General features: G+C 48.7%; 20 protein-coding genes. 9 read left to right on the forward strand and 11 right to left on the reverse strand.

Annotation, left to right across the window (positions count from 1 at the left end; all coding sequences use genetic code 11):
* Positions 1–214: 214 nt before the first annotated feature.
* Both E5358_RS01235 and E5358_RS01240 read left to right on the forward strand, forming a co-directional pair.
* The gene (locus tag E5358_RS01235; RefSeq protein ID WP_135938556.1) at positions 215–3,853 is read left to right on the forward strand and encodes a DUF4922 domain-containing protein; all 3,639 of its coding nucleotides are present in this window, start codon (positions 215–217) and stop codon (positions 3,851–3,853) included.
* Between the two features lie 152 nt (positions 3,854–4,005).
* Entirely contained in the window at positions 4,006–4,428 is a 423-nt protein-coding gene (locus E5358_RS01240) for a YraN family protein (protein ID WP_135938557.1), read from the forward strand.
* Here the strand turns inward: E5358_RS01240 and lptE are convergent.
* The 6 genes from lptE to E5358_RS01270 form a co-directional block, all read right to left on the reverse strand.
* On the reverse strand, positions 4,403–4,915 hold the full coding sequence (lptE, locus tag E5358_RS01245; protein WP_135938558.1) for an LPS assembly lipoprotein LptE: 513 nt from the start codon (positions 4,913–4,915) through the stop codon (positions 4,403–4,405). The two genes, E5358_RS01240 and lptE, sit on opposite strands and share 26 nt — an antisense overlap.
* A gap of 99 nt (positions 4,916–5,014) precedes the next feature.
* Entirely contained in the window at positions 5,015–6,241 is a 1,227-nt protein-coding gene (locus E5358_RS01250) for a sigma-54 interaction domain-containing protein (RefSeq protein WP_135938559.1), read from the reverse strand.
* Between the two features lie 39 nt (positions 6,242–6,280).
* Positions 6,281–7,000 carry an SIR2 family NAD-dependent protein deacylase gene (locus tag E5358_RS01255; RefSeq protein WP_135938560.1) on the reverse strand — a complete coding sequence of 240 codons (720 nt, stop codon included), beginning with the start codon at positions 6,998–7,000 and terminating at the stop codon, positions 6,281–6,283.
* 351 nt (positions 7,001–7,351) lie between these two features.
* Positions 7,352–8,206: a 4-hydroxythreonine-4-phosphate dehydrogenase PdxA gene (locus tag E5358_RS01260; protein ID WP_135938561.1), complete on the reverse strand. Its 855-nt coding sequence runs from the start codon at positions 8,204–8,206 to the stop codon at positions 7,352–7,354.
* A gap of 9 nt (positions 8,207–8,215) precedes the next feature.
* Positions 8,216–9,313, reverse strand: coding sequence for a dual-specificity RNA methyltransferase RlmN (gene rlmN / locus E5358_RS01265; protein WP_135938562.1), 1,098 nt, complete (start codon positions 9,311–9,313; stop codon positions 8,216–8,218).
* A 58-nt stretch (positions 9,314–9,371) separates the two neighbouring features.
* Positions 9,372–9,893 (reverse strand): prolyl-tRNA synthetase associated domain-containing protein, encoded by a 522-nt coding sequence (locus E5358_RS01270; RefSeq protein ID WP_135938563.1) that lies wholly within the window; start codon positions 9,891–9,893, stop codon positions 9,372–9,374.
* 495 nt (positions 9,894–10,388) lie between these two features.
* On the opposite strand from E5358_RS01270, the gene E5358_RS01275 reads away from it, so the two are divergent.
* From E5358_RS01275 to E5358_RS01300, 6 genes are all read left to right on the forward strand, one after another.
* Positions 10,389–11,681, forward strand: a complete 1,293-nt coding sequence (locus E5358_RS01275) for an ATP-binding protein (protein WP_135938564.1) — start codon at positions 10,389–10,391, stop codon at positions 11,679–11,681.
* A gap of 113 nt (positions 11,682–11,794) precedes the next feature.
* A complete protein-coding gene (locus tag E5358_RS01280) occupies positions 11,795–13,825 on the forward strand; it encodes a CARDB domain-containing protein (protein ID WP_135938565.1) in 2,031 nt (676 codons plus the stop codon).
* Positions 13,785–14,906, forward strand: coding sequence for a hypothetical protein (locus tag E5358_RS01285; protein WP_135938566.1), 1,122 nt, complete (start codon positions 13,785–13,787; stop codon positions 14,904–14,906). Before E5358_RS01280 ends, E5358_RS01285 begins: the two co-directional genes overlap by 41 nt.
* Positions 14,907–14,923: 17 nt before the next feature.
* Entirely contained in the window at positions 14,924–17,182 is a 2,259-nt protein-coding gene (locus E5358_RS01290) for an InlB B-repeat-containing protein (RefSeq protein ID WP_135938668.1), read from the forward strand.
* Between the two features lie 3 nt (positions 17,183–17,185).
* Positions 17,186–17,395 carry a hypothetical protein gene (locus tag E5358_RS01295; RefSeq protein WP_135938567.1) on the forward strand — a complete coding sequence of 70 codons (210 nt, stop codon included), beginning with the start codon at positions 17,186–17,188 and terminating at the stop codon, positions 17,393–17,395.
* 374 nt (positions 17,396–17,769) lie between these two features.
* A complete protein-coding gene (locus E5358_RS01300; RefSeq protein WP_135938568.1) occupies positions 17,770–18,348 on the forward strand; it encodes an NAD(P)H-dependent oxidoreductase in 579 nt (192 codons plus the stop codon).
* Positions 18,349–18,568: 220 nt separating this feature from the next.
* Here E5358_RS01300 and E5358_RS01305 read toward each other — a convergent pair whose 3' ends face one another.
* From E5358_RS01305 to mnmE, 3 genes are all read right to left on the reverse strand, one after another.
* Positions 18,569–19,075: a DUF4143 domain-containing protein gene (locus E5358_RS01305; RefSeq protein WP_135938569.1), complete on the reverse strand. Its 507-nt coding sequence runs from the start codon at positions 19,073–19,075 to the stop codon at positions 18,569–18,571.
* 43 nt (positions 19,076–19,118) lie between these two features.
* Positions 19,119–19,535: an ATP-binding protein gene (locus tag E5358_RS01310; RefSeq protein ID WP_338400486.1), complete on the reverse strand. Its 417-nt coding sequence runs from the start codon at positions 19,533–19,535 to the stop codon at positions 19,119–19,121.
* 506 nt (positions 19,536–20,041) lie between these two features.
* A complete protein-coding gene (gene mnmE / locus E5358_RS01315) occupies positions 20,042–21,322 on the reverse strand; it encodes a tRNA uridine-5-carboxymethylaminomethyl(34) synthesis GTPase MnmE (protein ID WP_135938571.1) in 1,281 nt (426 codons plus the stop codon).
* 273 nt (positions 21,323–21,595) lie between these two features.
* On the opposite strand from mnmE, the gene E5358_RS01320 reads away from it, so the two are divergent.
* A complete protein-coding gene (locus E5358_RS01320; RefSeq protein ID WP_135938572.1) occupies positions 21,596–21,823 on the forward strand; it encodes a DUF3791 domain-containing protein in 228 nt (75 codons plus the stop codon).
* Positions 21,824–22,275: 452 nt separating this feature from the next.
* On the opposite strand, the gene E5358_RS01325 is transcribed toward E5358_RS01320, so the two are convergent.
* Complete coding sequence (locus E5358_RS01325; RefSeq protein ID WP_135938573.1) at positions 22,276–23,718, reverse strand: DNA recombination protein RmuC; 1,443 nt, start codon at positions 23,716–23,718, stop codon at positions 22,276–22,278.
* 399 nt (positions 23,719–24,117) lie between these two features.
* Positions 24,118–25,134, reverse strand: a complete 1,017-nt coding sequence (locus tag E5358_RS01330) for a lysylphosphatidylglycerol synthase transmembrane domain-containing protein (RefSeq protein WP_135938574.1) — start codon at positions 25,132–25,134, stop codon at positions 24,118–24,120.
* Between the last annotated feature and the right edge of the window lie 46 nt (positions 25,135–25,180).

Consider the following 25,180-nt stretch of genomic DNA (forward strand, 5'->3'; position numbering starts at 1 on the left):
AAAATGTATGATTCTCGGAAAATATTTACTACCTTTGCATAAGATAAGCTGCACCTCAGCAATAAGAGCAAGCTCTTGATGCATTCGGTTTGCATTATCTTTGCATAAGATAAGCTGCACCTCAGCAATAAGAGCAAGCTCTTGATGCACTCGGTTTGCATTATCTTTGCAGCACATATAAAGTAAAACTCCTTAAAAAAAAACGATAAAGACCATGCGAGCACGAATAGACTGCTTCGTCACTTCCGAGGCACTCGCCTCACAACTGGCGGACAATGCCGTTGTCAAACAGACCGTGATGCTCCCCCGCGCCGAGATAAACGCAGGCGAGACAATCTGCGAAATAGCACAGAAGGCAAAGGCGGACTTCACTCTTCTTGCCATAAAGTCCGTACCGCTGACCTTGGGGCAGTATGCCTTGGAACGCATGCTGCGCACTGCCATGGACACCGGGGCGGCAATGGTCTACAGTGACTATCACAAGACCCTTGGCGGCAAACGCGAGAAACATCCTACAATAGACTACCAGGAAGGGGCGTTGCGTGACGATTTCGACTTCGGCACGCTGCTCCTTGTCCGCACATCGCTACTGAAAGAGTATGCGAAAAACCACTCCAACATCCTTAAACCCCTGAAATTCGCGGGACTCTACGCCCTGCGCCTGTGGCTCTCCACGAAAGGAGAACTTTTCCATCTTGACGAACCGCTCTATACGGAGGAGGAACTGGACAACAGGAAATCGGGCGAAAAACAGTTCGACTATGTCAACCCACGCAACCGCGAAGTGCAGGCTGAGATGGAGAAGGTCGTCACGCACCACCTTGAAGAAGTCGGCGCGCTGGTTGACCCGGAGGACTATATCACCCCGGACTTCAGTGAACAGGAATTTGAAATAGAGGCTTCCGTCGTCATCCCGGTCTACAATCGCGAAAGAACTGTCCGCGATGCGGTGGAATCGGCATTAGCCCAAGAGACTAAATTCCAATTTAATGTCATCGTTGTTGACAACCATTCGACAGACAAAACAACAGAGATTCTTCGCGAACTGGCAGCGAATGACAACCGTCTGATACACATCATTCCCGAGCGTGACGACCTTGGCATAGGCGGATGCTGGAATGTGGCGGTGGATTCCCTGCACTGCGGCAGGTTTGCCGTACAGCTTGACTCTGATGACTTGTACTCTTCCCCAAGGACATTGCAGCAGATAATCGATGCGTTCTACCGCCAGAAGGCTGCCATGGTCATAGGCTCTTACCGCATGTGCGACTTCGACCTCAACACGCTCCCTCCGGGTCTCATCGACCATAAGGAGTGGACGGACGAGAACGGCATGAACAATGCGCTGCGCATCAACGGTCTTGGAGCACCTCGCGCGTTCTTCACCCCTATCCTGCGCCAATACCGTTTCCCGAACACAAGTTATGGCGAGGACTATGCTCTCGGGCTTGCATTCTCACGCAAATACCGCATCGGGCGCATCTATGACGAGTTATACCTCTGCCGCCGTTGGGGTGGCAACAGCGATGCGGCACTCTCCGTGGACAGGGTGAACGCCAACAACATGTACAAAGACCGTCTGCGAACCATGGAATTAAAGGCACGCATTGCCATGGAGGCACGTGCCGACCGTCTTGACGGCAACAGCACGCCAGACGCAAGCACGGCAAAGCTGCAGCGTTTCTTCAACCGCCAGCTTGAACTTTGGGACGATGCGAGAAAGAGATACATAGACCTTAACGGTGTGCAGGTGAGGGACATAACCGATGACAGTACGGGCACACTGCTAAAACTGCAGTACAATCCGGCGCGCATCGTCTCCACAGGAGCAAGCATAAGCAATGCTGCAATTGCCAAGCGTCCGTGCTTCCTGTGCAAGGACAACCGCCCACAGGAGCAGATGGTGAAGCATCTCGACGACACGCTTGACATGCTTGTCAATCCGTTCCCTATCCTTCCGACTCATTTCACACTTCCTTCCAACACCCACAGACCACAGTTGATAAAGGATGTGCATACGAAGATATTCCGTCTGCTGGAGCATTATCCTGACATAATGGTGTTCTATAACGGACCGAAATGCGGTGCTTCATGCCCTGACCATCTGCATCTGCAGGCAGGAACATCGGGAATCGTGCCGTTGCAAAAGCAATGGGCAAGACTCTCCCGCTCACTGCACCGGATTGTAAAGCTGAACGACTGCGAGGACATCTCGGCTATCAACGATTATGTGTGCCCAGCATTGCTCCTGCGTTCACGCTCCGAGAAAGGTTTCCGACAGATGTTCAAGACTGTCTATGACGCGCTTCCTGTGCAGAAGGATGAGACAGAGCCAATGATGAACATCATCGCTTGGCGCAACGGCGAAGAGACCCTGACCGTCATTTTCCCACGCAAGAACCACCGTCCGGCATGCTATCCGAGCCCGATGGTGTCCCCCGGTGCGCTTGACATGGCAGGTCTGATTATCACTCCGCAAGAATCTGATTTCAACACAATGACCTCTCAGACTGCTGCTGACATCCTCCGTGAAGCGGCTCTGTCACAAAAGGAAATGGAGAAGGTCATCACACAGATTGCCGGAGAAAAGAAAAACGATGACGAAAACCTTAAATACGAAAAGGTGCCGCATGTCACTGTCGGCATCATCTCAGGCGAAGAGATACGCTTCTCACTCAATTCCCCTTATGTGGCAAAGGGCGAGACGATTGTCGGAGAACAGACTGTGAAGCATTCTGAGGGAAGCATCCTGTGGAACGGCAACGAATATCGCGAACTGTCATTTGTCCCCGGAAAGGCGGAAAGCTCAAAGGTGGAAGCGTCGTTCACAATCCATGATGTGACAATCGGTGTCAACTTCCATTGGGAACGCCTGGAGGAACAGACATTCAAAGGTTCGCTGCGCTTCGTTGTGCATGAGGGAAAGGTGTGCGCTATAAACGAACTTTCCGTTGAGGACTACCTGACAAGCGTCATTTCTTCCGAGATGTCGGCAACCTCTTCCTTGGAACTCCTGAAGGCACATGCCGTAATCTCACGCTCATGGCTTCTTGCCCAGATTCAGCACAGGCACAGCAGTCAGGGACAGAGTGCGGGGTTCTTCTCGTTCATCAAGAAGGACAACGAACTCATACGGTGGTATGACCGTGAGGACCACACTATCTTTGATGTCTGCGCCGATGACCATTGCCAACGTTATCAGGGCATTACGAAGCAGACATCCGCCCATGTCCGCGAGGCGATACGGCAGACTCAGGGCGAGATTCTCATGTCAGGCGACGAGATTTGTGACGCACGTTTCTCAAAATGCTGTGGTGGTGTGACAGAGGAATACCGCTATTGCTGGGAGAACATCAACAAGCCGTACCTTGTCTCTGTTGCTGACCCATACTGCAACACGCACGACACGAAAGTGCTGCGGCAGGTGCTTAACGACTATGACCAGGAGACTCAGGACTTCTATGAGTGGGAGGTGCGCATCAGCAAGGCGAAGGTTAAGTCGCTGCTTATGGAGAAACTGCATCTTGACCTTGGAAACATCGTTGCCATGGAGCCACTCGAACGCGGAAAGTCTGGCAGGATTTCACGCCTGAAGGTGATAGGGACAGAGCGTTCCTTCACTATCGGCAAGGAACTGGAAATACGCCGTGCACTCTCTGACACGCATCTTTACAGCTCAGCTTTCACGGTCACTGACGAAGGCGAGGATTTCCTTCTCAAAGGAAAAGGCTGGGGACATGGCGTGGGACTGTGTCAGATTGGCGCTGCCGTAATGGGTGAAAAGGGGTTCAAATACGATGAGATTCTGCTGCATTACTACAAGAATGCCGAGATAAAGAAGATTTACAGATAGAGTCAATCATGATGTAGCAAGATGCAGCACGAGTCATCACGATGCCTCATGATACATCAAGTTACATCATGATATATCAGGTCACATCAGATTACATCATGATACACCATGTTATACCATGTTGTATCATGACAAAAAAATAAAAAACCACCATGGCAGAGCATAACGACCTCGGACGCTGGGGTGAGGAACGCGCAGCGGAATATATGGAAGAGAAAGGCTGGTATGTAAGGGAGCGCGACTGGCGGCATGGCAATACGGACATCGACCTTATATGCATCGACGAGGATGACACAACCCTTGTCTTCGTAGAGGTGAAGACACGCTCCACGGATGACTATGGAGAGCCTTACGAAGCAGTGAACGCTGAGAAACGCCGCCATATCGTCAGTGCCGCGGCACACTACAAATCCATCTTCCGAAAGGAGAACCGCCGCACACGGTATGACATCATCTCCATAGTCGGAAGCCCCCATGGGACAATAAAAATCGAGCATATCGAAGATGCTTTCGATATGCTCGACCTTTACGAAGATTACAATGTCCGTCCTACCAGTTGGCGACGCAGGCATTGAATATCTGGTCACAGATGTCATCAATCATTTCCGTGACAAGCTGCTCCTGCACGGCAGCCAACGATTGTGTTGTCTCGTAAGTCGAGGTTGCTGTAAACTGACGCTCAAAATCCTCATTGTGGTTGGCGTTGTTCGTGAACCTCACATTCACTGTTATCGCCAATTCCGTCTGTGCCGAGAAACCGTCAGCCGACACAGACTTGTTGCGCTGCGTATAATTTGTTATCTCACCGTCCAGTTTTATATCGCCATTGCGCTTCACCTGTATGAGCTTTGTATGGTCAGCAAACTGGTCTTTCAACGTATTGTTGAACATCGGTCCCATCGGTCCCCATACGTATTGGGAGCGTATAGGGAACTCGGCAATCTGGATTGTCTTTACCTTAGAGTAGTCAATGCTTGACATATTGAACTTGTAACTCACTTTGCAAGCGCAAAGAAAGAGCACAAAGGCAAGGACTGATAGTAGTTTTATTCGTTTTGTCATCATTTTATTCGGGCTGTTGGCAGCCCGTTTTTTTATTATTGTTTTACAAGGACAATTGCGTTTTCGCATAAGCAAAAGGGCACAAACCTCCAACCATGCTTATTCCAGATTAAGCTGTTTCAGTCGCCTGTACAATGTCCTGTCGGAGATTCCCAGCTCCTTTGCAGCATTCTTTCTGTTGCCTCCGCAACGCCGGAGAGCCTTTTTCAGCAGTTCCATTTCATTGTCACCGACATTAAGGCTCTCAACGACAGGATTGCTTTCCGTCTTTATCTCCTCACTGTCCGCCATTTCGTAGGCAGGAGTCTCTATCTGTGGTATGGAAGAAGGAAGGGAAAGCACAGGATGAGACATCTGTACCGGCTGCCCTCCAAGTGCGGTTATCTGCTTCTGCAGTTCCTGAACTTCTCCGTTAAGCCTCTGCACACTGTTCTGCAACTCTACAAGAAAGTTGAACAGCAGCCGGCGCTCCTGCTCGTAAGAGTGGCTTTCTCCCGACGGCTTTGTGGAATATGACGCCACTGCCATCGTCTCTTCATCCTCAGGAATGAACCTGCGAAGAGTCTCCGCCGTTATGGTCCTCTCTTCAGAAAGCAGCGAAATCTGCTCCGTAAGGTTCTTCAGTTGGCGCACATTTCCGGGCCATTTGTATTTCAACAGCAAGCGTTTTGCATCCTCCGTAAGGTCAAGGCGCGGCATCTTGTACTTCTCCACCATCTGCAAGGCAAACAGCCGGAAGAGCGAAAGGATGTCATTGCCACGCTCACGCAATGCCGGCATGCGCACAGGTATGGAGTTCAGGCGATAATAAAGGTCTTGGCGGAACTTTCCTTCACTGACAGCCTTCACCATATTCACATTCGTTGCTGCCACGATACGCACATCAGTCTTCAGCACTTCCGTGCCGCCAACGCGGATATACTCTCCTGTTTCAAGCACACGAAGCAGACGTGCCTGTGTGGCAAGAGGCAGCTCTCCCACCTCATCAAGAAACAGTGTGCCCTTGTTTGCTATGCCAAAGTATCCTTCTCCCTCGTCAATCGCACCGGTATATGCGCCTTTCTCATGGCCGAAAAGCTCGGAATCGATAGTCCCTTCCGGAATGGAACCGCAGTTTATCGCCAAATATCTTTCACGCTTCCGTGGCGAATTGTCATGTATGATACGCGGAAGAATCTCCTTTCCGACACCACTCTCGCCAATGATGAGCACAGACAGGTCGGTATGAGCCACCTGAAGACAGACATCAAGCGCATGGTTCAACTGCTCACAGTTGCCCACCACTCCATATCTTTGCTTTATCTGTTGTAACAGTCTCTGTTCCACTTCCCTTTTATTTTATTTCTTTTCCGGGACAATCCCTCACTACTCACCAAGAATTTCCATAAGTTCCTTCATGCCTTCACTCGCACCTTTCGCGATGACATGCACCCCATGAGCCCCTTCCGCCATAGCCGGCTTTGGGTCAATCAGGTACACTTTCGCCGTCTTCGGCACATATTGCAGCAGTGAGGCGGCAGGATAGACATTGAGAGAGGTGCCGATAATCACAAAAACATCTGCCTTCTGTGCCTCCTGCACGGCATCATACATGTTCGGGACATTCTCCTGAAAGAACACGATGTATGGTCTCAGCAATGAACCGTCGCCGGCTTTCGCGCCCTTAGGCACTTCCAGTCCGTCTGCCTCCCACCCCTCATGAGGCAGCGAAACCCAGAATCTTGGGTTGTCGACATCACGGCTTGAGCACATCTTCATCATCTCTCCGTGAAGGTGGATGACATTCTTTGAACCTGCAAGTTCATGTAGGCTGTCAACATTCTGTGTGACAACGACAACATCATGGTTACCGTTATTCTCCAGTTCCGCTACAAACCGATGCCCCTCGTTAGGCTTCACATCCTTGTATTTCGTACGCAGCATGTTATAGAACTCATTGACATACTCCGGGTCGCGCAACCATCCGTCGTGGCTTGCCACAGACATCACGGGATAGTTCTCCCACAACCCTCCTGCATCGCGGAAGGTTGTAAGCCCGCTTTCGACAGACATTCCGGCACCGGTAAGGAAGACTATTTTCATGATTTACAATGTTTTGATGTTATGATTCAAATCTAACAAGTGAGAATTTATGCCGACTAACCGCATTAGCGGTTGAATACAGTAGCCGTGGGTCATACCCACGGATTCAGCATTTGTTTCGCTATGTTTCCGACCGATTTATTGGTCGAATAGGAAAATATGTTTTTTATTCGACCGATAAATCGGTCGTGGCTATCACCGGATTGCTTTTGTTCCGTGGGTTGCGACCCACGGCTACCTTCTTGTCACCGCTAACGCGGTTCCTGTACACAGAGTGTGCAAATCGTATGCAAAGGTCAAGCCCTTCTTGTCACCAATACGCAATTCTGGGCATCCCGGGAACACCAAAAACTGTCAGTTGCCGTTCTCCGGAGCATTATTCTGCTTCCTGACGGCAAAGCGCACCTTCTCCGAATCGTCACGGCGTTCATGATAGAGCTTCGGCAACGGATCACTATGCCCCTCATCGTACGCCTCACGGCAGCGCACCACATCGATGACTGTGTACACCGCCTTGCGCAAGGCGTAGGCAGGCTGCACTATACCACTCGCATCGAAATCGTTGGTCGCTCCATACTCCGTAGAAGCCATGACCATAGGAATACCGATAAGCAGCTTTGTGCGCGACTCATCTGTCACTGCTCCAAGCACCTCCTTAGCCTCACCGTCAAGAATGGCAAGTGTGGCATCGAAATGCAGGAACTGCTGCCGGTCTATATAGTCATTCGTGTTATATGGACCGAAAACTCCAATCCCTTGCTCCGAAAGTCCTGCAACAACCGCTGCAAGAGTGTCTGCCACATCCTCCGTCATGCCGTCAGGAGCAAGCAGCGCTATGCGCGGCATGGAGACAAGGAAGTCGCGCTTCAGTGACATCCACACCTTATTTATTCTTTCGGCAAGCACATCACGGTCGAATGACTCCATGAGTTCCTCCGCAGATTTGTCAGGAAACACTGTGGCAAGACGCATGCGCTCAGCGACATACATCGTCATCGCACTGTCAAAACTGAACTCCGTCGCAGAGCCCGGAGCGACGACTATGCCCGAAATGTTCCCGAATTTCAAGTCTGCACCGACATTCTTGTCGTTGCCATTGTCCTTGCTGTATATGGTCGCTGTGAATACATCGTCATTGTCCGGTGTACTGAGAGCGCACTCTATGACTGTACCGGCGATGCCGGCTGATTGTAGGATACCTATGTTCATGTCAAAATATTATTTTTCAGAGGCTTTGCTTTCGCTGGCTTTCAGTGCCTCCTCCTTGTGTTTTGTGTTAAGCAGTCCGCAGGCAGCATAGATGTCCTGTCCGCGTGACGCTCGTATTGTGGTCGTTATGCCGTTGCGGTTGAGATAGTCGCAGATATGCTCCATCTGCTTCTCCGCAGCCCCTTTCAGCGGCACATCAGGGATTTGGTGGAAGCGGATAAGGTTGACACGGCAGTCCAACGGCCGCAGAAGTTTCACCAGTTCCTTAAGATGCGTCGGCGTATCGTTGGTCCCGCCGAGGACAGTGTACTCGAATGTCAGGCGGCGCTGGTGCGATGCACCCTCCACTCCCCCACGCGGCACGCGACGGTCGGCAGGGAAATAGTCCTGCAGGAGCGTTACAATCTCCATGATTCCCATACCTTTCTCGGCAGGCATAAGCTGCTCGCGCTGTGCAGGCAACGGTGTATGGAGCGAGATTGCTACATGGCATTCGCTCTCGTCGAGGAACCTTTTGAGCTTTCCGCGTATGCCAACACTGCTCACCGTGATGCGCCGCGGACTCCATGCGTAGGCGTATGGGGCGGTGAGAATCTCTGTTGCGCGCAGCACATTGTCAAGATTGTCCATCGGTTCGCCCTGCCCCATGAACACGATGTTTGTCAGTCGCTCGCGCTCAGGCAGCGCATAAATCTGGTTGAGGATGTCCCTCACGGTCAGCTGTCCTTCAAATCCCTGCTTGCCGGTCTGGCAGAAGAGGCAGTTCATCTTGCATCCCACCTGGCAGGAAACGCACAGTGTGGCGCGGTCACCGTCAGGGATGAAGACAGTCTCGACAGTCTTTCCGCTTTCGGTCGGGAACAGATACTTCACCGTGCCGTCCTTGGAACGTTGGCAGTCGACAGGCGCAGCCGAACCGACACAGTACATTTCGGACAACCGTTCGCGGTTCTGCTTGGAGATGTTGGTCATCCCGTCGATGTCCTCCACATGGCTCACATAGAGCCAGCGCGCTATCTGTCCGCCGGTGAATGCCGGCATGCCAAGCTCCTTGGCTATGGCTTTCAGTTCAGTTTCCGTATGTCCTATGAGTGGTTTCTTGTCCATTATTGTTCTTTTGTTTGTCTCCGTATGGGGCGCATGGTGCGGATGTTGCGTGAGAGAATCAGTAGAGCGTAAGATATTCGTAGGTGTTTCCCACACAGGCAAGATAGCGTTCAAAATCCTCATGCCTTATGACCACCGTCCCACGGCAGTCGTTCGGGTGGAAGGACAATGTCTCTGCATCCCTGAGTGCGTTGTCAAGGAACAGGTGCACATGGTGGGTCTCGTCGTTGATAAGTCCGAAAGGCGACACGCTTCCGGGTTCGAGTCCGAGATATTTCATCATTCTTTCCGGAGAGGCGAAGGACAGCTTGCCGCATGAGGGAAGCCCTTTTGCCACAAGCGACTCCTTCAGTCGCCGTTCAAGGTCGTGGATGTCGAGGTCGTGATCACAGTGGAAGCAGACAAGATAATGCCTGTTGCCCTTGTGGTTGCGGAAGAAGAGGTTCTTGCAATGCACCGAACCGTCATCTTTCCACCAGCGTTTCGCCTCCTCGATAGTCTTTCCCTCCGGATGATTGTAGCACGAGAACGGAATCCCGTGGCTACGCAGATATTCAAGTACTGTTTCTTCTCGCGACATTTTTTGCGGATTCTTTTTTATCTGCAAATATACTTGTTTTCCCTGACAGTTCAAAGAAAACACACCTAAAATAATATAAGTATATGAAAATTTACGACAAAATAACAGATTTCCGCGCTTGGAAACTGCCACGGACGCTCATGGGTAACCTTTGACGGCATGTAACATGCTCTTGACAAAAGGTTATGGTTGGCATGGCAAAAAGTAACCTTTGGCATGGCAAAAAGTAACCTTTGGCATGGTAAAGTGTCACCCCTCACAAAGCCATGTGACAACAGCATCAATATCATGCCAAATGGCAAAGTAAAACAATGCCAAATGACAAAGTGAAATCATGCCAAATGGCAAAGTGAAATCATGCCAAATGGCAAAGTGAAATCATGCCAAATGGCAAAGTAAAATCGTGCCAAATGGCAAAGTTTATGTTATTTTATTTGTCTAATCCACAAAAAATCACTAACTTTGCCGTTGAATACAACAAACTCATTTTCGCTTATGAATAACAATGATTATAGACCAAGAATAGCAGACATTCTTCTCAGGGATTTGTTGGATGCCATGGGTGCTGTTGTTATTGAAGGCGCAAAGTGGTGCGGTAAAACAACCACTGCCGAACAAGCAGCAAACAGCGTGCTATACCTTAGTGACACAGAGAATCTGGCACAAAACATGGCAATGATAGACATGCACCCAAGAACAGTCCTTTCCGGTGAAGCACCAATGCTTATCGACGAATGGCAGGAAGCACCCAAACTTTGGGATGCCATCCGCTTTGAAATAGACCATCGCAAAGAAGACGGACAATTCATATTGACAGGCTCTGCCGTGCCGGACAAGAAAAAGATGGACGAGATTCACCATACAGGCACAGGACGATTCGCATGGCTGAAAATGCGCCCTATGAGCTTGTGGGAATCAGGCGAATCCAATGGCGCAGTCAGCTTTAAGGAATTGTTTTACGGCAACACAAACATTGCCGCACCCACTCCCAACCTGCCATTGGAAACCATTGCATTCTTAATGTGCAGAGGAGGATGGCCGGGCACATTACGGAAGAAAACAGAAAAAGCGGCTTTATTAGTCGCCTATGAATACTATAAGGCTACCACCCATAAGGATATTTCAAGAGTGGATGGCATCTCCAGAAACCCTGAACGGGCAAAGCGACTTATGAAATCTTATGCCAGACACCAAGGGGCACAAGTTTCACTTTCAATGATTTCCGCTGACATCTCAACCAACGAAGCTGAGAAATTGTCAGAGGTAACAATCAGCGAATACATCAATGCACTGAAGAAGATATATGTCATCGAGGATGCCTTGGCTTGGAATCCTAACCTGCGCTCCAAAACAACCGTGCGCAGCAGTGACACACGCTATTTCGTCGACCCCTCGATTGCCACCTCCGCCCTTGACCTTGGTCCGGGTGATTTGATTAATGACCTTGAGACAATGGGGCTGCTCTTCGAGACAATGGCCGTGCGGGATTTGCGCTGCTACGCCGACGCTTTGGACGGCTCTATGTATCATTATAGAGACAAAACAGGATTGGAATGTGATGCAGTGATGCATTTGAGAGGCGGCAGATATGGTCTGATAGAAATAAAGCTGGGAGGCGACACCGGAATAGAAACAGGTGCTGCAACACTGAAGAAGCTGGCAGAAAACATAGACACCACCAAAATGAAACAGCCATCGTTCCTCATGGTGCTTACAGCCGTAGGACAATATGCCTATACTCGCAATGACAGCGTTGTCGTTGTGCCAATCACATGCCTGAAACCGTGAATGCAGCATGACAGCTTGGTGTGGGCTTTAGTTTGTCTCATGCGGATTTTCTGTCTCGCATCTCATGCGGCTCCGCCACACCTTATTACTATATCTCGTGAACGACAAAGCGAGTGATTTCGCACCGTGAAACGGTGACCTGTGGCATTGAAGGACAGTTCAAGGTCAAGGTGGAGCTTATTGGAAACAAAGCCCTCAACGAGCCAGCGGCTTATCAGGGCAACAATGTACTGACCACCTCAGGCTATGTGGGAGAGATGGGCAAGGTGCTTACGCTCACCGCTCCCAAGCAGGAAGTGGACGAGGGAACAGGACAGGTGGAGTGCAGTGTCAGCCGCAGCGGTTATCGCGGTGTGGAGGAGACAGTGATGCTTTCATCTTCAAACACCGGCAGGCTTACCGTGCCTGCAAGCGTGGTGATTCCGGCAGGGTCAGCAACTGCAAAGTTTATGGCAACGGTTGTTGATGACAACTTGTGGAACAAGAATGTTGATGTGGAGATTACCGCACAGCTCAAAGGATATGCGGATGCCCGTGGCACGGTGAGCATCACAGACAATGAGACTGCAACACTCATGATAACGACCGACAAGGAGAATTATGTCGAGGGTGACAAGATGGCAATCAGCATCGAGTCAACATCCGCGAACACCGAGGATGTGACATTGATGATTGGCATATCGCCGTCACAGCGCATCGCATGTCCTGCCTCGGTAATCCTGCCGGCAGGAAAGACAAAGGTCATGGTGGATGCTGTTGTCACGGACGACAAGCGTGTCAGTGTGGACTATCATGCCACGCTGACGGTCAGTGCAACCAATTACACTTCCGGCCGTTGCGAGGTTGCTGTGGCGGACAATGATGTGCCGCGGTTTGAGCTGGTACTGTCTCCGTCAACAGTGTCGGAAGGCGACGGACCGCAGTGTGTCGTTGCCACTCTGCGCCGTACAGACAATATCGACAAGGCGGTCAATGTCCGTGTAAAGGCGAGTGACGCTGACGGTGTGCTTTGTTCAGTCTCGCAAGTAGGCTTTGCTGCCGGTGTCCTGGAACAGTCATTCTTTATCGGTGTTGTGGACAATGCAGTCGTGGATGGTGAGCGCGAATATCAGATAAGTGCCGGTGTGCATTTTCCGGACTATGGATTGACAGCAGGTGAAGGAGAGCAAGGCTTTGCCTGTGCGCTGTTAAAGGTTTTGGACGATGATGGTCCGACACTGAAGATGAGCATTGACAATGTTAATGTGAAAGAGGGTGGCACAGCGATTCTTACTGTCACAAGAAACACCTCAACGGACAGTCCGCTGACAGTGAGAGTCACGAGCGATGAGCCGGGGCGTGTCACCCACCCTGCCGGCGTGACTATCGCGACGGGACAGACTTCGGCGAAGATGCAGGTGGAGGTGAACAAGAATGATACGGACATGGACAATCACCTTGTCACGTTCTTTGCCAATGCCGACGGCTATACGTTGGGCAAGACAAACATGCAGATTGTCAACCAGACGCTGCCAGACATTTCTGATGTGAAGCTGACGGCAGAGAAGGAGGAGTTGATGGCAAAGACTGCCATGAAGGTCACAGCAAGCCTAAGGAACAGTGGTGTGACAGAGCTGCCTGCCGGAGCAAAGGTGAATATATGGTTCAGCTATCTGCAGACATACACCAAGGGCGGCATACTCCTTGGCACACAGATTCTTGATGCTCCGTTAGCGATTGGCGAAACAAGGGATGTCGATTTCTATGTGGAGATGCCGAACAAGATGGGAGTGTACTACCTGTATGCACAGGTTGATGCGCCTTCCAATGCTCAGGAAATCAACGAGCATAACAATGTCAGCACTGCGTGCAAGGTGACGCTTACCGCTCCATTCACTGTGCGTACATCCGTGGACAAGGATGAGGTGAAAGTCGGTGAGACTGTCACTATCAGTGGAAAGGCTACGGGAAGTAATGTCGTGAATGCTGCTGTAAACATCATATATGAATGGAACGGCAAGGTGTACAAGGTTGCATCCGTGACAACAGACTCCAAGGGTGAGTTCGCCGTGCAGTATGTAATCCCGAAGACACAGCCGGGAAGCTACCGTTTCGGTGCTTGCTATGGCAAGGACGCCAAAGCTGCTGATGAGGATAGCTGCTGATGAGGATATGTGCAGCCTGTGTGCTTATGGCTGGAAAGTGGACAACAAGATGTTTGTCAGCAAGTCCATAGAAGTGGGACAGAAGTACACCGGTTCTGTGACAATAACCAACAACTGCCCGAAACCGCTGACAGGCGTGAGGGTGGACTGTGGCGAGTTGCCGGAGGGTGTCACGCTGACATGGGATGTCCCTTCAAGGATAGAAGGCAACGAGTCTGTCAAAGCTTCGTTCGCCCTGACACCTAAGGTACAGGCAAGTGAGGCGGTGAATCTGGCTGTTATGCTGAAATCCGACCAATGCAATGACATGGAACTCAGCGGAAGATATGCGGCTTACAATCCGTACCCGAACCTTGAATCTGAGGTCAGCCATATAAGCACATCTGCCACTAAAGGCAGGCAGAAGATTTACAAGCTGTCCATAGGCAACAGCGGCAACGGTCCGACAGGCGCTATAACACTTGCATTGCCTGACTTCATAAAGTCGCTTTCCGGCACAACAATCAAGTCATTGGCGTACGGAGAGACAACGACAATAACGTTGGGCATCACTCCTGCCGACGATGCGGCAGTGAATGTCAGTGTGAGCGGACGTATCGGCGTAAACTGCGCTAACGGCAACGGTATAGCCATTCCTTATGACATTAATATAGTATCGGAAGAGACTGGTACGTTGCATGTGGACGTATGTGATGAGTTTACTTATTACACTGACGGTGCGCCACAAGTGCAGGGTGCAGAGGTGGAAGTGCGCAACTATAACACTAATGAGGTGGCATACAGCGGTACTACCAACGAGAAAGGATGTGTCGAACCTATACTTACCGAGGGCTATTACAGGCTTAAAGTCAGTGCAAGCGGTCATGAGACGTTCAGCGGAATGGTGTGTGTCGACCCGGGCAAGACGACATTCAAGACTGTGAACCTTGCAATTGTCGATGACATTAAGGTGAAGTATGAGGTTGTCGAGACAGAGGTGGAGGATGTCTATGAGATTGTCACCACAACTACTTTCGAGACTGCTGTACCGAAACCGCAGTTGCGTCTGGCTACATCGGCAACATCGATGGCGACGCGCTGACAGAGGTTGGGCAAAGCATGGTATACTCGGTTGTAGTGACCAATGAAGGACTTATCACTGCCAAGAACGTGAATGTGAGCAAGCCTTTGGTTGAAAATGCATTGACAGGAAAGTTCAGAAACACTGCAGACTTGAAAGTGGAGTACCTGACCGACCATGTGTTTGACCTTCGCCCGAAGGAGAGTGCTGTGGTGACATACAAAGTGACAAGGGCTGCATTCACTGAGCTTGACGGATGTACTGCTGTTATTACCGGAACATTCCAATATGACTTGGGTAGTGACACGAAACAAGGGCAGTTATCCGGTGGATTATTGATCAGCCAAAAGTGTAAGAAAGAAGACCTTCTTGGCGGATTGGGCAACGACAGTGGTGAAGAATTCGAAATGGAAGAAGGTGAGGAAGGCGACGATAATGATGGTGAATTCAAACTGGAATGGCCTGATGAGGATAAGACGTATGATGAAACAAAAAGCGACAATAAGCCGGAAGAAGAGATTGAGGATGACGAGGGCATAGTGATTGCCAAGATTAAGCTTCAGTTCAACCAGCGCATGACAATGACCCGACAGGCATTCCGTGGCACACTGGTGGTGGAGAACGGCACTGACGGTCAGATGAAAGACATCGTGCTGACACTCCGCGAGACAGACCCTCAGGGCAATGTTGCGACATCGCATGAGTTCCAGGTGAACAATGAGACGATAGAGGGCTTCGGCGGTACGCTCGAAGGTCCATGGACACTTGACGCCAAAAAGACCGGAAAAGCAACAATACTTTACATTCCTACAAAATATGCAGCACCTTATGAGCCTGTGGAATACACTTTCGGCGGACAGCTGTCATTCAAAGACCCTGCCAACGGCAGTGTGGCAACAGAGGAGGTGACGGACATAAAGGTGGAGTTCAACAAACCTATCACTGAGAGCACTTTCACAACTGATGACATCGAACTGATGATTCAGGGCAACAAGGTGGCATGTGACAAGGTTGTGATAAGCAAGGTTGACGAACTGACTTACAATGTGAACATCGCCAATGTTGAGCGTGCCGATGGTCTGTACATACTGACTGTGCAGACAGCGACCATAGATGATGCCGAGGGGTATTACGGTGGTGAGGGCAGTCAGTGCTCATGGAACGAGTTTACAGGCAAACCTGTCGCGCTGAAGTTCGCACTGAAACGCAACGGTTTCGGCAAACTTGCAGAGAATGCTTGTTCGGTGACAATGTCTGACGGCGCAACTGTGGGCAGCAGTTATCCTTTCGGCACAAAACTCAAACTGAAGGCTGTACCGGCATACGGATATACCTTTGAGCGGTGGGCAATAAATGGAACAACGCTCTCCACAAGCGACGAACTGGAGTACCGGTTGACATCATCCAAAGAGGTTGAATTATGGCAGAAGCCTGACAACTATGACATTGCGGTAAGCAGTTCCAATGGTGGTTCTATAAACGGAGGTTCAGGGCGTTATGAGTATCTTGAGGAGATAGAACTTGTTGCTACCCCTGCCGACGGTTATGACTTTGTTGGGTGGTATGCAAAGAGTGCACAGACAAGCAGCAGTAAGAAGCTGCGTGCTCCTGACAGTGCGACACTACTTGGCAAGGAAATGACACTGCGTTATACCGTTGTCGGTGAAGCTACCATATATCCGGAATTTGCCAAACAGCAGACAGTCATCGACTGTACGATAGCAAGCATAAGATGCGGCACGCTGATACTGCCATTCGACAGTGACATTCCGGAAGGTATGAGCGTTTACTCATGCTCCGGCATTGGCGATGAAAACATTGTCGAGCTTGTTGAGGAGACGAGCATAAAGGCGAACACTCCTTATATAATAGCCGGTACACCTGGAACATATCATTTCTACGGAAACAGGATTATCGAGGAGTACGTTTGGACAAGCGACTATCTGACAGGCACATTTGAGACAATGTATGTTCCGAAAGATGCTTATGTGCTGCAGAACCAGAAGGAATACGGAGTGGGCTTCTATCGTGTAAAGGACGATAACTCTGTGAGAATAACACCGTATCATTGTTATTTCAATGCCTTAAACGGAAGTGGTGCAAAATTCTTCAAGATGTCTTTCGGTTCTATGACAAGTATCAGCAATGTGACAGACAACACAGCCAAGCCTGTGCGAGTGTACAACATTAATGGTCAAATGGTACGCACTGCGGAAAGCATTGGTAAAGCCCTACGTGAACTTCCTGCCGGCATATACATTATAAACAACCGAAAATATTCAATAAACAACAAATAAAAAATGGGAAAGAAAGAATATGTAGCACCGAAAATAGAAATAATAAAGTGTAGCAGCGATGAAGCTTTCCTTGCAGCTTCAATGCCGCGAATACCTATTATTGAAGACCCGGATGACCCAGACAACCCTATATATGCCGACCCGGACGAGGATGTTTTCTCAAAAAGACATGATATTTGGGATAACGACTGGTTGGACGATGAAAAAAAATGACTGCTTTTGAATGATTATGGCTCCATGGTTCACGTAACCATGGAGTTTTTTCATACTAACCAAATGGCATCTGGCGTAATGTCGCAGTTTGCTGTCAAAGTTTTGTCCCATAAAGATTCCTCGGATTCATGTAGGCTATCTTCTATTAATCCGTTACCATATAAATCCGCATGAAGATTAAACAACAAATGGCAAAGTTTGAGTTTTTTCATCCTATCATGTGTTGATTATCAAAAAAAATACATTACCTTTGCATAAGATATGCTGCATCTCGGCTATTTCAAGTAAACTTGATTGCGCTCGATTTGCATTATCTTTGCAACTGTAACCTGTTTAGAAAAAAAACATAAGACAAACATAAAATACAAGAAAATATGAAAAAACTTATAGTCATCGACGCATGTATGCGTGACGGAGAATCACGTACAAGAAGGATTCTTGAACCTTTGGTGAAGGAACTTGGCAAGAAATATGAGATAGAGGCCATCGTGCTTGACGGTGAAGACTACCAGTCGGTGGGCAGAAAAGTGCTTGCTGAACGCAGCAACGGCTATGTGCTGGAAGAGATTGCAGAGCAGGCAAGGCGTATCGCCGAAGCGGACAGAATAGTCATTGCTGCTCCGTTCTGGGACATGAGTTTCCCTGCAATACTTAAGGTTTTCATCGAGAATATGTCCCTGTTCAACATCACGTTCAAGGACAACGGCACATATTTCGAGGGACTTTGCCGTTGCGAGAAAGTCCTCTACATCACCACACGCGGCATGAATGTCCGCACAGGCGACCCTATCGAGGCTGCCACTCCTTACATCAAGGCCATCAGCGCCTTATGGGGACTTGGCGAACTCTTCACCGTCGCTGCCGAGAACCTTGATTACAGCACACCCGAAGAGACAGACGCGCGCATCAACACCGCCATCGCCGAAGGTCTGGAAATCTGCAAAGATTTCTGAGAAATCTGCAATTAGGGATGTGTAGCATTGTAACAAGGTAGGTTGTGTTGTTATGCTCCTTTTGATTGTTCTATAATAAATGAAATCATGCTGAAATGGTTGCATTGGTATAATCATTCCAGCATGATTTTGAAATATTTCAATGACTTGGCTTTGAAGCAACAATGATTAAAGAGTTATGCATTTAATATAGAAGTGCAATTTTCTTGACTGTATACTTTTACAACTTGTCCATCATCAAAAAAGTTCTGAGTCCAAGGTGCGTTAGTCCATTGTTATCACTCTTGGTCACGAGCGGTGTCATTGAGATAACGTACTTCGGGTAATTGTCCTTGATAGATGCCAGATTGCCGAACTCACGTTTATATGTTTCTTCGTCTGCAATTATGTAGGAAGTTTGTACATAAAAACGCTTGCCACCTTTCTTTGAGCAGACAAAGTCGATTTCTCCTGCCTGAAGCTGGCCAACCGTCACCTCATACCCCATTCTTATTAGTTGCTGATAGATGATGTTCTCAAGAATCTTCTCGATATCACCTTCACGATTGCCACCAACAAGTGCATTACGAAGACCATGGTCCTCAAAGTAGAATTTGCCATTGCTGTCAAACAGTTTCTTTCCATGAATATCATAGCGATTGACCTTATGGAGGATATACGCCTCTGAGATGTACTTGATATATTCGATGATGGTCGATGCCGTAATCGACTGTCCTTGCGACTTCATGTACTTTGCTATGCTCGTGGCAGAGATTATCTTGCCGATATTGTCAGCAAGGAAGCGTGCTTAGATCGCTACTCAACATCTTGGCATTAGAGCCTGTTACAATGACTTCGGCATCAGGTTCGGTACAGAAGCTGCGAACTATACGTTCAAACATCTCGATATCTTGAATCTCATCCACGAGAATGTAGTTCATCTTGCCCTTCACCCATTTGCTCTTGATGTACTCGTTCAAATCTTGATAGTTATGAATGAAATCAAACTGTTCCTTCTCCTTATCCACATAGATGATATTGTTGTTATCATCTTCCTCCTTGATAGAACGAATCATCTTCAGCATGTAGCTTTTACCCACACGTCTCTGACCGACAAGAACTATTATGTAGTCCTCTTGCCAAGATACTTCTCTATCTGATTGATGTATTGCTGTCTTGGGAGTATATTCATATCTCTTATACTTAATGTTTTATGCAAAACTACCATTTTTATTCAATATAAAAGATAAAAACATGTTTTTTATTTGTTTCGTACGTTATATTTAACACTTTACACAAACTTTGGATGCCAAAGTTGAATAAAATCATGTTGTAAGTGTTGGTAACAAATTATGTAGATGCCAAATTTATCATTTAATGTTATTCATCTGAATTATTATCTATGGTTTTACGTTTCCCATATAGTCGCTGACCTTATACCATGTACTTATTGATTATGCGTAACAAGTAGATACAGTACTGAAAAATGCTCACTTTCACAATGTCACCAATACAAGAATCATATTGCACATCAACATGCAATTTTCTCTATAATGATTCACTTCCCGATGCAATACATAAGGTTGTAAGTGTATTATATTGATATACAATTATTTGTGGTTTTATTACCTCGTTTTATGCAACAGATTTACAACAGATTTTGCGTAACTGGTGAAAAGTGAGATTTTTATCCTTACTTTCCCACGCAGAATGTTTATTTTCCGATGCAGAAATGTGCAAAGATGTTTCCCAACACCTCGTCGGGAGTGATTTCTCCGCCGACGATTTCGGAAAGGTGGGTGATACATTGGCGGAGGTCCTCCGAAACAAGGTCGCCACTTATGCCGATGGAAAGGGAGTCAAGGGCACGGCAAATGTCTTCTGAAGCGAGGTCAAGGGCAACCTTATGACGCTGGTTGGTAATCAAAAGGGAATCGGAAGTACTGTTCTCCGTGCTGCGGACGGTGGCGACAAGTTGGCGTTCCAACTGCTCGATGCCTACCCCACTAAGCGCGGAGAACTCGTCTGTCTTGTTGACTATGCGGATGATGTGCCGGCCTTCCAAAGGAGAAATGTCGGCAAACGGCACTCCGGGCTCTGTCAGAAGGATGACAATCCGGGCTTTCTCTGATGCTTTCAGTGAACGCTCTATGCCCATTTTCTCTATTGTGTCCTCTGTCTTGCGTATGCCTGCGGTGTCGATAAAGCGGAACAGATGCCCGTCAATGGTGATGGTGTCCTCGATGATGTCGCGTGTCGTTCCCTGTACATCCGAGACGATGGCGCGGTCATCACGCAGAAGAGCATTGAGCAAGGTTGACTTTCCTACATTCGGCGCGCCGATGATAGCGACAGGAGTACCGTTCTTTATCGCATTGCCTTGCTCAAAACTACCTGACAAGCGACTTATTTCCCTGCTTATCTGCCGTGCTATCTCCACCAGTTCCCCTCTGTCCGCAAACTCCAAATCCTCATGGTCAGAGAAATCAAGTTCGAGTTCAAGCAAAGAGGTAAGGTGCAGCAACCTGTCGCGAAGCTCACGCAATTTCTGTGAGATGCCGCCACGCATCTGCTGCATCGCCACACGATGCTGTGCCGCATTCTGTGAAGCGATGAGGTCAGCGACAGCCTCCGCCTGCGACAAATCCATCTTTCCATTGAGGAAAGCACGCTGTGTGAACTCGCCGGGCCCGGCAAGTTCGCAGCCATTATCGACAAGCAACTGCAGGATTTGCTTAAGGATATAGCTCGAACCATGGCACGAAATCTCCACAGTGTCCTCGCCCGTATAGCTCCGTGGCGCACGGCAGACAGAGACAATGACATCATCAATGTCCGTTATCCGGCCATAATGCATCGTATAACCTCCTGCAGAAGAAATATCCTTGCTGAAGATTCTGTTTACTATATTTATAGCCTCAGAGCCTGAAACCCTGACAATTCCGACCGCACCACCTTGTGCCGTCGCTATCGCGCAAATTGTTTTCATTGACATATCAGCTGCTTATCTTTTATTTTTTCTGCTCGCTGCAATCCTCGGCAAACAGGCGACAAAGTTACGAAAATTTTCTCAGATTATGAATTTTTGCTTGTGTTTTTTACTTTTTAGTACTGCGTGTGTAGAGATAAAAATCAAGTATTCCCTCATGAAATGTGTATGATTTGCTTCACATTCCCTCATGAAATGTGTATAAAATCCTTTGCATTCCCACTTAAAATGTGTATCTTTGCACAGCCATTCCCTAATGACAAGTAATAAATCACAGCCATGGACAAGAAAGAAACATTTGACCGAATAGAATACGTGGTGGCGTGCGTTGGAGCGTTTGCCCAACGCTACAAACTATCCAACCAACAAGCTTACGCCTATTTGCGCCGTTTCTCGGGCATAGATTTCCTTCTTGATTGCTATGTTGCCGAACACACTCTCTCCATTGACGATGCGGTCTCTGACCTACAAGTGCTCTGCAGACGGAAAGGAGGCAAAATAAGCTGAACAATTAGAAAACTCACGCTGTTTTTGCCCTCTGAGAATTGCGTGTAGATTTCTTTCATGACACTGAAAGCAGAAAATCGCAGGAATTTTATATTTTATTAGTACATTGAGAATCAATAAATTATAATTGCAATTACATTCACACGTACCAAAAACACTGCAATTCGTTACCTTTTACAGCGTTTTTGGTAACTAATTGCAGTGCTTTTAGTATTGCTTTGCATCATGAAAGGTAACCTTTCACAGTGTTATACGTAACCTTTCGCATGGCGCAAGGTCACGATTGGCATTGTAAAGAGTGTTTTTTCGCCTTGAAAAGCCATGTTTTGCCAATTATGACAAACAAAGCATTAGAAAACTCATGCACATTTTTCGGGCGGAAACATGCCGTCATTACCATGTTGCACCAATGTCCTTTGAGTGCCATAAAAACAGTGTTGCCATGTCACAGATTATTCCTCCTCGTCCTGTTCAAGGAGCTGCGGGTCGGCAGACTTAAGCTGATATTTGCGTTTCGGACTGCTCTGCGCACCGTACTTTATGAGTTTCCTTGCAGCAACCTCTATGCACTGGCCTGACGAAGCAGTCACATTCTTTACATCGTCAAAAGCCTTGCGAGTCCTGTCGAGCTGCTCTTCGACTTTCAGGAAACGCTCATAGAACAGCTGGACACGGTCGATGACGGTGTTGGCAGCCTTGACCATATTCTCCTGATTCTCAACCTGACGCACCTGACGCCATGTCATCTCCAGCACGCGCAGCATCATGTAGAGGTTCTGGCTGCCGGCTATGATGACACCTTTGTCATAAGCCTCTTTCCAAAGTGACGCATCGCTGCCGAGAGCAAGCTGCAAGGCACTTTCCGAAAAGACATACATGAGTACGAAATCCAACTTTCCACGCCCCTCACGGATATAGGAACTGTAATTCTTCTGCGACAGTTCCGTGACATGCTGCCTTACGGAAGCGATATGCCTTGCCAATGCATCCTGACGCGCGGCGTCAGTCTCGGCATTGTGATAATCCTCGAAAGCCTTCAATGACATCTTCGAATCGATGATGACATCCCTTGCATCCGGAAAGTGGAGAATCACATCCGGCACCATCCTGTGACCGTCCTCCTCACTGTAGATGGCTCTTCCCTTGGCATCCTTCATGGTCGTCTGCTCCTCAAACTGAGTGCCTTCCTCCAGTCCCATGTCCTCAAGAAGCTGCTTCAGGCGCAGCTCTCCGAAGTTGCCCTGTGTCTTGTTCTTGCCTGTAAGTGCCTCGGCAAGTTTGTCAGCACGCTCTCCGACCTCACGGCTCTGCGCTATGCTTGTCTTGATTGTCGCATCAAGGCGCACCATTGTCTCGGCATGCTCCTTGCCGCTCTTCTCGACCACCTCACGCATCTGCGTGATGCCGTCCTTCAGAGGATTGAGGATTGCACTGAGCTGCTCCTTGTTATGGATGCTCAACTGCTCGGAACGCTCCTTCAGAATCTTCTCCGAAGCGGTGTTGATTTGCTCCTTGATGAGCGTCATTTGCTGCTCCATCTGCTTCTCATACATGGCTTTCTGCTCCGCAAGACGCTCTGCGGACTCCTGCTTCAGGCGGAGATTGTCTTCCTCGAGCCTCTTTGTCTGTGCCGTCAGTTGCTCCGTGCGCTCCTGCAAAAGATTGCGTGCAGCAGTGTCCATCTGCTCTTTGACAAGCGCAAGCTGCTGCTCCGCCTGCCGTTCATAGAGGGCTTTCTGTTCCGCAATGCGTGCTTCCGCCGATTGGTTGAGCCGCGAAAGTTCGTCTTCAAGAGCAGTGATTTTGGTGTGTTCCCTGTTGTACCTGTTTCTCAAAACAATCCAACCGATTATGAAACCTTTCAGTATACCGACGAGTAAGTAGATTATTTCCATTGTTAATAGAGTGTATCTGAATTGATTAATGTTATATTTTCTTTGATTTTTTCTTATTGAAGCTATTAGCCCATAGCATAAATAATTGTGGCAGCGCCACAGTCCTTACGGTAACCGCCGGCTTTAGCCGTGCGGATAACCAAGACGCACTCTGCTATGTGTGGTGGAACCACACTCCTTTATTCATACTATCAAACCATTTGCAGCATAAAAGAGTGTGGCACTGCCACACAAGTTATTTATGGATTATTGATTATCCCCATGACAAAAGTCTGAGGTTACCATAAGGGTTGTGGCTCCGCCACACTCTCAGAGTATTCTCTGCACGACTTGCAACACTATTACGAACGATGTGTTTTTTCATACGGACATCCCTGTTTTCCACATCACCCGGCAGCGTCAGTCACCCGGCTTCCGAGAATGTTCCTTCATGATGAACAGCATGCCTATGGCTGCCCAGAAGAGCTCGCGCACACGGCAGATGATAGAGATGAACATGCCAACCTCGGTGGTCATGCCCATTTGCGCCGAAGACATCACGAATCCGCCTTCCCTTCCTCCAAGTTGCAGAGGGAAAATGAACAGAAGGTTCGCGAAGAGCGATGTGAATGAGAGTATCAGGAACGAGTGGACGAAGGTCAGCAGACTGGCTTCCCTGCCGAAAACCTGCAGGATGAGGAATATCTCGATGCACTGCAACACTCTTCCGATGTACTCCAGCAGCAGCGAGACATAAAAGCTCTTCCTGTTCTGCCCATGCAGTTCCGCTATCTGGCGGTCTATCTTGTGCAAGTCCTCGCTACGTGCAGAGTAGAATTTCTCTGCCCGTTTGCCAAGGAATGGCAGTCTGCCGAGGATGCGGACAATCTTTGCCACCATACCTGTGCGATAGCCTTTCATGAAGAAATAGACTCCCGCGAGGCAGAACAACGCCATGGGAATAATGACGAGATATGCTGCCGGAGAGAGAAGAATGCCGGGCTCTATGGCAACATAAAGCACCAAAGAGGTGAGCCAAAACAGGAAATGCGAGAACACATGCATCATGGAAAACAGCACCACGGATGATGTAGCCCTCTGCCCACCGATATGCGGCGTCATGGCAAGAATCTTGTACGGCTCTCCTCCAAGCAGCCCGACAGGCGTCGAATAGTTCAGGGCAAAGCCGGTGACGGTGAGCCTCAACAGCCGGAAGAACGACACAGGGCAGTCGCCGGAGCCACGGATGATGACGCGCCACGACATGGTGTTCATCGCATACAGTCCGCCCCATAAGGCAAGGATTGCCACAAGACGGATGCCTGTGCGCTGCATGTCACGGTAGAGTTCGGCGAGGGAAACGTCGAAGGTCAGGCACATGACGATAATGGCTGCTATGCCTATGGTCAGGAATATGTACTTTATCTTGTCGGACATGCTGTTCGGCTGATTGTTTTCCGGTTGTCAGAGAGTGTTCAAAGGA

The sequence above is a fragment of the Palleniella muris genome (assembly GCF_004792655.1).
Classification (GTDB): Bacteria; Bacteroidota; Bacteroidia; order Bacteroidales; family Bacteroidaceae; genus Prevotella; species Prevotella muris_A.

What these genes read in the sequence shown, in the direction of transcription:
- E5358_RS01270 (WP_135938563.1), bottom strand. Translation starts at nt 9,893, where the DNA reads ATGTCGCGAGAAGAAACAGTACTTGAATATCTGCGTAGCCACGGGATT.
- E5358_RS01305 (WP_135938569.1), bottom strand. Translation starts at nt 19,075, where the DNA reads ATGAAGTCGCAAGGACAGTCGATTACGGCATCGACCATCATCGAATAT.
- lptE (WP_135938558.1), bottom strand. Translation starts at nt 4,915, where the DNA reads ATGACAAAACGAATAAAACTACTATCAGTCCTTGCCTTTGTGCTCTTT.
- E5358_RS01320 (WP_135938572.1), top strand. Translation starts at nt 21,596, where the DNA reads ATGGACAAGAAAGAAACATTTGACCGAATAGAATACGTGGTGGCGTGC.
- mnmE (WP_135938571.1), bottom strand. Translation starts at nt 21,322, where the DNA reads ATGTCAATGAAAACAATTTGCGCGATAGCGACGGCACAAGGTGGTGCG.
- E5358_RS01240 (WP_135938557.1), top strand. Translation starts at nt 4,006, where the DNA reads ATGGCAGAGCATAACGACCTCGGACGCTGGGGTGAGGAACGCGCAGCG.
- E5358_RS01325 (WP_135938573.1), bottom strand. Translation starts at nt 23,718, where the DNA reads ATGGAAATAATCTACTTACTCGTCGGTATACTGAAAGGTTTCATAATC.
- E5358_RS01285 (WP_135938566.1), top strand. Translation starts at nt 13,785, where the DNA reads ATGGCAAGGACGCCAAAGCTGCTGATGAGGATAGCTGCTGATGAGGAT.
- rlmN (WP_135938562.1), bottom strand. Translation starts at nt 9,313, where the DNA reads ATGGACAAGAAACCACTCATAGGACATACGGAAACTGAACTGAAAGCC.
- E5358_RS01300 (WP_135938568.1), top strand. Translation starts at nt 17,770, where the DNA reads ATGAAAAAACTTATAGTCATCGACGCATGTATGCGTGACGGAGAATCA.
- E5358_RS01235 (WP_135938556.1), top strand. Translation starts at nt 215, where the DNA reads ATGCGAGCACGAATAGACTGCTTCGTCACTTCCGAGGCACTCGCCTCA.
- E5358_RS01295 (WP_135938567.1), top strand. Translation starts at nt 17,186, where the DNA reads ATGGGAAAGAAAGAATATGTAGCACCGAAAATAGAAATAATAAAGTGT.
- E5358_RS01260 (WP_135938561.1), bottom strand. Translation starts at nt 8,206, where the DNA reads ATGAACATAGGTATCCTACAATCAGCCGGCATCGCCGGTACAGTCATA.
- E5358_RS01275 (WP_135938564.1), top strand. Translation starts at nt 10,389, where the DNA reads ATGAATAACAATGATTATAGACCAAGAATAGCAGACATTCTTCTCAGG.
- E5358_RS01290 (WP_135938668.1), top strand. Translation starts at nt 14,924, where the DNA reads ATGGTATACTCGGTTGTAGTGACCAATGAAGGACTTATCACTGCCAAG.
- E5358_RS01330 (WP_135938574.1), bottom strand. Translation starts at nt 25,134, where the DNA reads ATGTCCGACAAGATAAAGTACATATTCCTGACCATAGGCATAGCAGCC.